Annotated in this window: 16 protein-coding genes; 11 read left to right on the forward strand and 5 right to left on the reverse strand. The window is 59.7% G+C overall.

Translation table 11 applies throughout. The features are described 5' to 3' along the window. Positions 1–25: 25 nt before the first annotated feature. Positions 26–427 carry a hypothetical protein gene (locus BM314_RS23400; protein WP_091980552.1) on the forward strand — a complete coding sequence of 134 codons (402 nt, stop codon included), beginning with the start codon at positions 26–28 and terminating at the stop codon, positions 425–427. 44 nt (positions 428–471) lie between these two features. On the opposite strand, the gene BM314_RS23405 is transcribed toward BM314_RS23400, so the two are convergent. Both BM314_RS23405 and BM314_RS30250 read right to left on the reverse strand, forming a co-directional pair. Further along, complete coding sequence (locus BM314_RS23405; protein WP_091980554.1) at positions 472–723, reverse strand: hypothetical protein; 252 nt, start codon at positions 721–723, stop codon at positions 472–474. A gap of 70 nt (positions 724–793) precedes the next feature. Next, positions 794–1,123, reverse strand: a complete 330-nt coding sequence (locus BM314_RS30250; protein WP_139237863.1) for a hypothetical protein — start codon at positions 1,121–1,123, stop codon at positions 794–796. Positions 1,124–1,328: 205 nt separating this feature from the next. Here BM314_RS30250 and BM314_RS23410 point away from each other — a divergent pair, with 205 nt between their 5' ends. The 7 genes from BM314_RS23410 to BM314_RS23430 all read left to right on the forward strand — a co-directional run bounded on the left by BM314_RS23410 (position 1,329) and on the right by BM314_RS23430 (position 6,317). Then, positions 1,329–1,979 carry a hypothetical protein gene (locus BM314_RS23410; protein ID WP_139237864.1) on the forward strand — a complete coding sequence of 217 codons (651 nt, stop codon included), beginning with the start codon at positions 1,329–1,331 and terminating at the stop codon, positions 1,977–1,979. 378 nt (positions 1,980–2,357) lie between these two features. Then, positions 2,358–2,951: a hypothetical protein gene (locus BM314_RS23415; RefSeq protein WP_139237865.1), complete on the forward strand. Its 594-nt coding sequence runs from the start codon at positions 2,358–2,360 to the stop codon at positions 2,949–2,951. 406 nt (positions 2,952–3,357) lie between these two features. Next, a complete protein-coding gene (locus tag BM314_RS30740; protein WP_170868162.1) occupies positions 3,358–3,501 on the forward strand; it encodes a hypothetical protein in 144 nt (47 codons plus the stop codon). A gap of 339 nt (positions 3,502–3,840) precedes the next feature. Then, positions 3,841–4,206, forward strand: coding sequence for a hypothetical protein (locus BM314_RS30255; protein ID WP_139237866.1), 366 nt, complete (start codon positions 3,841–3,843; stop codon positions 4,204–4,206). Then, positions 4,203–4,427, forward strand: a complete 225-nt coding sequence (locus tag BM314_RS23420; RefSeq protein ID WP_139237867.1) for a hypothetical protein — start codon at positions 4,203–4,205, stop codon at positions 4,425–4,427. Before BM314_RS30255 ends, BM314_RS23420 begins: the two co-directional genes overlap by 4 nt. A 91-nt stretch (positions 4,428–4,518) precedes the next feature. Then, the gene (locus BM314_RS30260; protein ID WP_139237868.1) at positions 4,519–5,457 is read left to right on the forward strand and encodes a DUF5677 domain-containing protein; all 939 of its coding nucleotides are present in this window, start codon (positions 4,519–4,521) and stop codon (positions 5,455–5,457) included. A gap of 536 nt (positions 5,458–5,993) precedes the next feature. After that, a complete protein-coding gene (locus BM314_RS23430; protein WP_091980564.1) occupies positions 5,994–6,317 on the forward strand; it encodes a hypothetical protein in 324 nt (107 codons plus the stop codon). A gap of 54 nt (positions 6,318–6,371) precedes the next feature. Here BM314_RS23430 and BM314_RS23435 read toward each other — a convergent pair whose 3' ends face one another. Next, positions 6,372–6,725: a recombinase family protein gene (locus BM314_RS23435; RefSeq protein WP_091980581.1), complete on the reverse strand. Its 354-nt coding sequence runs from the start codon at positions 6,723–6,725 to the stop codon at positions 6,372–6,374. Positions 6,726–6,928: 203 nt separating this feature from the next. On the opposite strand from BM314_RS23435, the gene BM314_RS23440 reads away from it, so the two are divergent. Next, a complete protein-coding gene (locus BM314_RS23440) occupies positions 6,929–7,657 on the forward strand; it encodes a hypothetical protein (RefSeq protein ID WP_091980566.1) in 729 nt (242 codons plus the stop codon). On the opposite strand, the gene BM314_RS23445 is transcribed toward BM314_RS23440, so the two are convergent. Continuing rightward, entirely contained in the window at positions 7,658–8,128 is a 471-nt protein-coding gene (locus tag BM314_RS23445; RefSeq protein WP_139237869.1) for a hypothetical protein, read from the reverse strand. Between the two features lie 116 nt (positions 8,129–8,244). On the opposite strand from BM314_RS23445, the gene BM314_RS23450 reads away from it, so the two are divergent. Continuing rightward, positions 8,245–8,949 carry an 8-oxoguanine DNA glycosylase OGG fold protein gene (locus BM314_RS23450; RefSeq protein ID WP_091980569.1) on the forward strand — a complete coding sequence of 235 codons (705 nt, stop codon included), beginning with the start codon at positions 8,245–8,247 and terminating at the stop codon, positions 8,947–8,949. 98 nt (positions 8,950–9,047) lie between these two features. Here BM314_RS23450 and BM314_RS23455 read toward each other — a convergent pair whose 3' ends face one another. Further along, complete coding sequence (locus BM314_RS23455; protein WP_091980572.1) at positions 9,048–9,473, reverse strand: hypothetical protein; 426 nt, start codon at positions 9,471–9,473, stop codon at positions 9,048–9,050. Between the two features lie 263 nt (positions 9,474–9,736). Between BM314_RS23455 and BM314_RS23460 the strand changes: the two genes are divergently transcribed. Beyond that, positions 9,737–9,981: transposase (locus BM314_RS23460; RefSeq protein ID WP_139237870.1), on the forward strand; the 245-nt coding region annotated here is incomplete at its 3' end.

The raw sequence follows: 9,981 nt of genomic DNA on the forward strand, positions 1-9,981 counted from the left end.
ATAGGGATTCACCGATGCGGATTCGATGGAATACCTGGAACATCTTGCGGCGCTAAGAGGCGGGCGTCTCGGGTCGAGCTTGACCGTTCGGCAAGGGTTCGCGGGCATGCTGGCGGGCATGAGTACCGATTTGCCACTTCCGCAGAAAACGGCCGTCCTGGTCGTCAATTGGTCCTTCGACGATAGCGGCACTACATCGCCGTACGACTTCGCGGTGGTCGGCAGCGCGGACAAGGGGCTGATGAACTTCCGAGAGATCCCCGCAGCGCGAGCCTGGGAATTCCAGGATTGGCTCATCGCTTGGGACTGCGACAACGGCTACCGTTACGATGACTGGATGTATCGGGAGCACCCCGAGTATTTTGCCTACAACATCGATCACCGAATGTTGATGGATCTTCAGATTAATTGGTTCGAGCCTCAGTAGTTGGCCCTGATCTTGCCAACCAGTTCCCGCCACTACTTGGGCTTTTAAAACCGCCTCGTCGGCGCCGAGGGCCACCCCTCGCGCATCCGCCGGTAAATCTCCTCCCGATCCGCCAAAACTAACTGACCGGCGTTTCCGTACGCGAATCCAACTGGCGCAGGGGTCGTAGGCGTCACAGCCTTCACGCCCTCCCGCTGGATCGTGAGCCGATCGATCTGCGCAGCCTGCTCCTGGATGGTCATCTCCAGGGCGGCGATGTGGGCAAGGAGCGCGTCGAGTTCGTCGGGGGTGATCATCCTGAGATTTATCAGGACCAACGCATCCGGTGATCTAGGCAGGCCGCGGGCGGTCGGCGCGACGCGCGGCTTACAGCGCAAAGTTGAACGACTTCTCCAGCGTCTTCGCCATGTCCAGTAACTTTATTATGTCGGCTCTCAGCGTGCGCAACTCGGGCAGGTTCATCTTCACGCCTTCCGGCATGACACGTCGACTGCCTGTGTACGCTCCTATCGCTACCGGCTGCTTCGGCCAGTTACCTGTCGACCGCAAGACGAAATGAGTCCCGTCAACAAATCCCCATTGCCCATGCGTGATCAAATCGCGTCTGACTGAGACCGCTTCGATTGCAACCAGAAGCTCCTTCAGGGCCTCGGTGTCGTAGGTGACTTTCTTATACTCGGCCAGATCGCGGATCATCTCGACCTACTGCTTGGGGCGCGGCGCTCGAATCGCGATACGGCCGAGGGCGGCATCCAGGCCCAGCAGTTCCCACGACATGGCCTCCAAGTGCCCTTCGAGATGTGCCCATGCTACTGTGATGCGCCCGATTTCTCGGCTCATGGAGGCTGGGACCTGACGCAGGACCTTGCCCTGAACTGTCTTCGCGAAGGCCGCCTTTGCCATGAATGATGCCACTGCCCCCGATCAGATAGGCGTTGAACTGACTGGATCCGAAGATGGCAAGCAAGCGCAGCATCCTGCCAGTGCTCCGGTTGAGGCTTCTCCTCGGACGGGCGCGCTGACCCGCGACGACATCGCGACCACCGCTATCAACCCGAAGATCGCTGAGGCGGTGCTCGCGCAGGCAGAGAAGCTCCACGACGGCCTGATCGCCGACATGCGTGCGATTCAGGCAAAGGGCATGGCGCTCTTCCCCACGTTTACGACGGCAGCCATCACCGTGTTCGGTGTCGCGGCCTACCTGTTCAAGGACACTTCCACTGGCCTGAGCCCGTGGCCGTTCTTGACCACAGGCGTCGGGTTCGTCCTCGGCTGCATCGCCTTCGTGGTTGTACAGGCGTCGGGTCGATACGGATCAAACGGCAGCGACCCGAGCAACTGGCTCGCGCCGGGTTGGCTCGACGCCAAAGAGGATCATACTGCCAAGTTTAACGCGTATCTGATCTTGCAGTACGTCGATAAAATCAAGGCCAGCATGAAGGCGAATAAGAGGAAGCGACGCTTCCTCCAGGGCGGCATGTACGTGGGCATCGCCGCCCTGGTCGGTGGAGCAGCGTGGTTGCTATTTCTTCTCTACCGCGCGCGGGTCTGAATCCCGCGCCATCGTCACGTTGTGATCCTGTGGCGGCGGCGGCGGAGGAGGCGGCTCCTTCGCAGGCTCCTGCGGCTTCGAACCCTGGTCCCCGTCATCGGTCATCTGGTTCTCCTTCCGGTCGAGCGTGCCAGATGAATCGCGTTCCGATCAAGCGCCTCGTGCGGCGTTTACCCGCCCAGTCAGCCTTGGCGGTGGGCCTGTCCGAGCAAATCGCGCGCGCATGAGATCGAGCGCCGTGATTCTTGAACAAATCGTTAAACGACCGGTGAATCGCGTTAATGTAGGCACTAAGCATAGTCGTGAATCATTTTGACAAGATGTCGCGGGGGTATGAATCGACTTGCACAGGGATTAATACGGCATCAGATCCATAGGATGTCTATGCCCCCGACCAAGACTTACACGCACAAGCCGCGCGACCTCGGACCGTTCCCGGACTTCAGGGAGATCACCGGAATCCAGTGCGCGTTCGTCGACAACGGCAAGCCGAAGACCCAGAGCGGACGCCGCAGCAACGCAGTTCAGTACAAGATGATCGTCGAGATTTACACCAAGCCGCCGGAGCGGCTGCTCAAGTCCGACCCGCAATTCAAGCGCAACGTCGAACTTCGCGGGCCGAATGAATTCCTGAAGCTGATCGAGGACCAGTGCCGCAAGGGCCTGATCCCGCAGGCGTATCACGACTGGCTCGCCGACGCCGTTCTGCGCACCCCGCTCGAAATCCGTGAGCGCCAGATGTACGGCCAGATCCGCGAGAACAAGGACGGGTGGCGCTACTTCCCGTTCGAGTTCGTCGTCTTCGACCAGTCGGGTGAGTCCCCGTCGCTCTACCTGTTCGCCCACCAGAACGGCGATCATCAGGTCTTGCAGGTCGACCAGTTCAACGACTACTTCGCCAATCCGCCGATCAAGCTGACCGCCTACCTCGACGTAGACGGGCAACTCAAGAAGCACAAGGATTCGAGCTAACCCATAGATATCTAGTAGGTATCTACTCGAAGAGTATCTACTAGATATCTATGGGTTTCACCTTGCGACTCGATGTCTACTTGGTCTTGCGGCGCTCGACGTATCTACTTGGGTCGGCTTCGCCTCGATGTCTACCGGTCTCGCGTCGCTCGACCGTAATGGCCGTTCAAGTCCCAGGATTCGTGTAGTGGTCGCTCCGCTCCTCGACGCCAAAGCAAAGCGGACCGATCCCGTCGAGTCGAAAGAAAAAGTTGAACCGGCGACCGTTGGCCGAAAGCAGCCAGGGCATGGGGCGATGTGCGATTTCGCACATGAGGCGTGCGATCAATAAAGAAGCTTGACGGTATGCGCTTCCACCGCGCCATGATTCGGCCGAAAGTGTTAACGGGCTGAAGAGGAGGTTCGTATGGATGACGCGATCAGGCGCGTGATGATCGGGCTCGTGGCCATGGTCATTACGATAGGGGCAACCGGAGTGATCATCGCGCGGGGGCGGGTCGAGACGGCGACGGCGCCCCTGGAAAAGATCCTCCGCGAAGCGACGTTCTAAACGTCGATACACAAAGAGCCCCGGTAAGCGCCGGGGCTTTTTTGTCTGTCCCGACGTGGGCCATGTGGGAGATGTGGGTGAGGTGGGAACCGTGGGCGGCGTAGGATCGCCCTCGGGACCCGCGACCCCGCAATCACCCGGCGATAGATATTGCCGCGCGGCCCCACGGCTTGATAACGTACACGGGTTGAGAGGTGGTCCTTCCCTAGTATCTCGACGCTTGTGGTACAGTCATTCAATTCCTGAAGCACTTGGTGGCCTCGCGATCCTACTGCGGATTTGCGGGGCCTTTATGCGCGTAAATACTTCCAGCAGACCACACCAACTGTTGGAGCGCACATGTCATCCGGTATTTTCGGCTCGTCATCGAGCGACCCCTTCGCGAACAGCTTCGGCGGACCCACGTCGATCAAGCCGAACGGAAACCCGTTCGCGGCCCCCACCGCGTCCACCGATCCCTTCGCGCACGTCCAGGGCGGCCCCACCCCGATCCAGCCTTTCGCCAACCCGTTCGGGACCGTCCAGCCCCAGACCCACGCGCATCCGTTCCAGCCCCAGAACATGGGCCAGCCCGGCGGTGGTCAGAAGGCGTCCGGTGGTCAGCAGAGCGGCCAGCAGGGACAGAGCCCCTCCAGATGGCCGGGAAGCTCGGTGGCATGGCCCAGCAGTTCTTCGGTGGTGCGAACGGCCCCGACGGTCAGGTGAGCCCGAACGGCCAGTACACGGCCAACCCCCAGGCCCAGCAGCCCCAGGGCATGGTGATGGCGCCCTCGAATCCCAACGCGGGCTGGGCACCGAACCAGAGCCAGCCGATTACACAGGCCCCGATCACCACCACGATGCTCAACAACTTCCAGCAGCTACCGACCGGCGGCCTCGACGGTGGCATGGGCAACCTGGGGAGCTTCCTGGGCGGTCTGTTCTAGCTGGTCCGCGGCGCTGTTACCGGTTCGCCAGCCTTCGACGGCAATACAAAATGCGTTACACAGCCGGGCCGCGTGCCGCTGGAACCACCTCATGGCTGAACCGAAGAAGCTACCGCCCATCACGAGCGCATTCGGGAAAGTGTTTAGGTCCATTCGTCGCCGCGAGAAGTTCTTATCGCCCCCGGTGGCGGAACTGGGGGACAAAGTATTCGATGCAATGGTGGTTGCGGCCATAGCTAAGTGCGTCGATTATAATGTTGCCGTCAATCGCTCCAGAAAGCATCGAGACGAGCATTTTATGTTCGTCAGTGGCCTTCGAGGCATCTGCGAAGATCTTATCTCCTTGGCCTACATTAGCAAAAATCTTCCGAACAATAAGTCTAGGCTGATGCACTGCCTGATGCAGCGATCGCTTGCGGAAGGGATTAGAACACAAGAGAAGTTCTTCAAAGCCAACAATCCATTTCAAATCGTAGTCGCACACAATAAGAGGATTGAGCATGATCCGGTGATTAGTGCCAGACAACAGGTTCGAGATATTTGGGCAGAATATGGAAGCCCGCGAAGGGATGGGCCAACCGTGCGGGAGATGGCGGATGACATCGGCTTGCTCCACACATACGAGTATATCTACTTCGCGGCGTCTAATTTCGTGCATTTTAATCCGGGGCCCCTGCTTAAAATGGGCTGGGGACCAAACGAAGGACCGTTCGCCTTTTCGGCGAAAAGTATGAGCGGTTACTACAAAATGCTGTCTAGCTTCTACGGTTCGATCCTCTTCATTGCCTACCAATCGGCGTTTCCGGAATCGTTCACAACCGATTGCGCGAAGGATGTCGAAGTCTTGCTGGCTCTGATCGAAGCGATGAAGAGATGGCCCGAAATTGTCACGTTCGAAGAATTGAACATGCGAACGCCGGTTTATCTTCTCACGCACGCAATGCGACAAGCCGTACCGGAAGAGGGCAAGCCTGCGGGCGGTATCCTGGCAGAGATCAGGGACTTAGGATCGCGCCTCGGTAACGGGTGAGGGCCTTGCGGCGCGGCCACTGCGGCTTCCGCACATCCTGCACTTGAGAGCACTGGGGATTCACGTAGTCGTCGACCGAGACGCCGATCACCCGCGGCGTTCACGGGCTGGCAGAAGGTCGTGAAGCTCGCGCGACGCCGAGCGGGCCTGTGGGGTGGCTGTGAGGTTGCGTGATATGCTGTCTGACCCTGTGCTGTAGATTCTTGGTCCGCCGTGTCCTCAAACTCTCCTGGTTTTGATTGGTGGCTCCTCGTTGTAGTTCCCGCCCTCGTAGCCATAGCCACCTACTACTTCCAGAAAATCCTGGACCTCACAGCAATCAGCGGCTTTCGCAGTTTCAGCCGTCGCGCAATGCACGTGCATCTATACCGCTACAAGCATGTTTTGTAGCGGGTGGTAAGAACACCTATCAAATGCGCTATCAGTAGTTGATCTGTCGGCTTGGGATCACTTGCTTCTTTGGATTTTTTACCGCCGCTGCTGGACGCCTACCCGGAAGCACCAGTACCTACGATACCACGGCCACGAATACACAGATGACGATCGGATATGTTGCGTTTGTTGCCATGATGTCCGACGCGATTTGCCTCGGAATGCTGGTGACCACACTGAACGAGTACTACAAAATTGCCAACAATCCTGTCGCCGCTGTGATGGACTTGCGCAAGCGGACTCTTGCACACGCCACTCCTGCGAACGATCTCGCCTTCGACGTGGATTACATCACGCGGCTGGCTCTGCGGATTCAGCAGCAGCGCGACAACCTTTTGCATGTCGCGCGTGACAACTGGAGCCCTGAAGAGATCGAACGGTACAAAGGGCGTTTCGACCTGGGCAAACAGCACGTCACGTGGAGTTAGCGGGCGTCAAACGGCGCCTTAACCAAATTCAGTTCCTGGTATACCAAGAAAACCCTACCGCGTTCGATTAACCAAGAACGCGCGAAACCTGGGTGGCGGACCATGCGCCGCCGCGCGGCGTGGTGATCCTGGGTGATTGAGGGCCTGAGCGATCCCCTGCAACGTGGTGATGCCGGTCGCGCGAATGTCGTTGATCGACAGCATGACGCGCGCCTTCCCGTCCTGCGCCAGGGCCTGACGCTTCGCCACAGAGGCCGCACGAGCGCCTTCGAGGTTTGTTCCGCCCAACTGCACCCCGCGGGCCTTCAGCGTCGCCAGCGCCTCTTTGGTGCGCATGAAGATGCGCTGGCGCTCGAACTCCGCGAACACACCCATGATCTGGAGCATGGGCTTGTCGGCATGCGGCATGTCGCAGGCCACGAACTTGGACGCGATGTAGCGATTCCCGCGACTCTTGCCTCTGAGAAAGGCCGCGATGAAGGCACGGGATGCCACAATCAAGGTGAACCATAACTCAACTCTAAGGCGAACGCTCGGTGTGGCCGCAGGGTGATAGACGGTTGACCTGAAGTTGGTGAAACCGGGGTGGTTGCGTTACCGGGAAGAACGTTATGTACGGTTTTGTCGTCGCTGGGATCCTGCTTTTCGTCGCCTCGGTCTTGGGAGCGCTTGCCGGGCTCGTCCTGCTGACCATCCGGGGGTTGCGTCGCAAAGGGCTCTACACCGTGGGTGGGTCGATCCTGGCCTTTCTGGTCGCGATGCCGATGATCGCCATAGGGGACGCCCCCGACCGCGAGGCCAAAGAGCTTGGCTTTGCCGATGCGGCCGATCGGACGGCCGCCTCAGCTGAGGGATTCGCCGAGCCGAAGAGGTGGGCTGAGCTGAAGGAAGCCCGCGCCGCCGAGAAGACCAGGGTGGAGCAGCATGCAGCTGAGTCACGCGCTGCGGCTCAGCGAGAGCAGGCCACGCGAGCCGTTGTTGAACAGGCAGCCGCCGCTGAGAAGGCCATCGCCGAGAAACGGGCTGAGGAAGCAAGCTGCCGCGAGGATCTTCAGTGCATCGGCGACAAGAAGCACATCGAAGCAACGTTTGCGTGCAAAAGATATGTCGAGAACCTCGCCAAGAACGACTACCAGTGGGTCGACGGCTGGTCCGAGTCCAAATTCTCTCGGTTTCGCTTCAAGGGCCTGAAGCACGACACGATCACCTACGTCGGTGACAAGATCCAGTTCCAGAACGGAATGGGCGCTTGGATCCGCCACATCTACGAGTGCGACTACAACATCGACGACAAGACCGTTATCGATGTTCGCGCGAGACAGGGGCGGCTGCCGAGCTGATCAGATCCGCTTCAGGTACCGACAAGCCTCATACGCACCGCTGTTCTGAAACGTCTCACCCAGAGGACGATAGGAGGTCTCATAGCTCTGCGCTTTGGACAATCCATCAACAGTTTCTGATTCCCCCAAGTCCTGCATGACGTACTCGCGACACTTCACTCGGTACTGCGCGTAGGTCCACAACAGGCCATGGTGCTGGCTCGGTATGATGACCTGGACGTGGATGAATCTTAGCGCGTCGTCGTCCTCCGGAATCACGTCGAGCATGACGTATGACTCCCTCGGGGGACGATCCATGTGCGTGAAAGGCTTGAAGCCTGTCGGTGAGGTGTAGGCGGACACGAGTCGATCCCGGTCTGACACCGGAGGCGGGGAGGGCGGGCGCCGCAGCCAAGTGACCGTGACAAACGCCACCGCAACACCGACCAGCGCCAGAGCGGCGGTGGTGACCTTCTCGTCCCGGCTACTCAAGGCATGAACCCTCGTTGTCGGGCATACCTTAGCGAGCTGTGGCTAACGCATGGTGGACCGAGGCGACGGCCGCTACAGAAGTTGCAGCCGGTTCACAGCCGGGTGGGAGGGCCGCGATGATTCACGAAGGCCACTATCTGGCGTTCACCCGGTTGGCTCAGGCTGAATCCGGCTGGAAGGGATCGATCCCATCCGCCTGGGTCAGAGCCTTGCCCGATTACGTCGGTGGAGATGTGCCGGAGCGCCACCTAACGCGCGTCGAGCTGCGCGCTTTCTGCCAGTCGGCCAAGAACTCCAGTGAAGCCTGCTTCGTCGCCTGCATGGCCTGGGGCGGCATGGATCGCCGCAATGGCGCGAAAGCCCTGGGCGTCAGACCGGCATTGCTCGCCACGATCGATGCGATCCGTCGCGGCGGGATCAGCCGCACAGAGGCGTACGAGCGCTTTAACAGCGCCATCGTACCGGGTCTCGCACCGGCCTACTTCACCAAGCTGATTCACTTCATCCGCCCCGAGGGTGACGGCTACATCCTTGATCAGTGGACGGGAAAATCCGTGGCCGTGCTGTTCGGACCCGGAATCATCGCGATCCGTCAGGACGGCTGGGTCCATAGGGCCAACGACGCGAGGGTATACGGCCGATACTGTGACGCCGTGGACCACCTCGCAGAGAGGATCGGGGTCACAGGTGAGGTGGCCGAAGAGATGATGTTCTCGCGCGGAGGCCGTAAGAAGCAGCCGTGGCGGCAGTACGTGATTCGGAACTGGAAAATAGAAAGGCCCCGGCTGAGAAACTCAAAACCGGGGTCTTCCTTATCCTGACCAACCGTCTCACGTTCGATAGCCAAGACCTATTCAACATACCTGCGCGGCGCGGGTCTTCAATACGCCTCTGGGGCAATCCCCAGGGGCTTTTTCGTTTACGGACGTGCCTCTAGGCAATTGAACAACCACGTCTGCGCGTCTCTGCGGTGGCTCCAGATGCCGGTCCAGACCAGAGCGTGATTGGTGCGATTGTACTCGAAGGCGAAGGCAGACCCGAACCGAATTCCGCCGCCGTATATCGTTGAGCTATCAGCTGCGATCGAAAGGCGATCTCCGGCCGCCGTCGTCCCTGCCTTCCCGTTCAGGTAGGTCCACTCTTCGCGTAGGCCGGAGCTGATCATGTCCACGCGCTGATTGTCGACATCGAGAAGAGCAACGTCGACGTAATCAAACTTCTTGTAGCCCGAGTCCGGACCTGTGTACTTGATCAATTCGCACTTTAGACCGACCGGCAACGCCCAGGCGGGCACCGCGCTCAGGGGGAACAGAAGCAGGGGTAGGGACGCGAGCTTTTTCAACATGACTCGCGTTTAGGTTGAGAGGACGCCCTGCGTCTATCGCGTTGATGACACACTGGTCCAGGCACGTGAGCGTGATCACATGAGCTGGCCGTGGAAGCGCTGGAGCTTCGAATTGGCAGATCATACTGAACAGACTGCGAATGATCGGCTAGGGGCTTACGCAAACAAAGCGCAGGGTGCGGCCGACACACTAGGTCGCGAACCGATAATGGCTGGCACGGTTGAACCGCGGCGTCGTTAGCCCTCTGAGCAGGAGGGCCTTGATGGCGCGGTTTGATCTGACGGATGCGGAGTGGGCGGTGATCGAGCCGTTGTTGCCGACGGACGTGCGCGGCAAGGAGCGCGTGGATGACCGGCGGGTGCTCAACGGGATCTTCTGGCGGCTGCGCACGGGCGCGCCCTGGGCCGACATCCCGGCGCGCTACGGCCCACATACGACCTGCGGCAACCGTTTTCGGCGCTGGCGCAAGCGTGGCATCTGGGATCGGCTTCTGGACGCGGTGTCAAA

Origin of the sequence: Methylobacterium sp. 13MFTsu3.1M2 (assembly GCF_900112625.1) — a bacterium.
Taxonomy (GTDB): domain Bacteria; phylum Pseudomonadota; class Alphaproteobacteria; order Rhizobiales; family Beijerinckiaceae; genus Methylobacterium.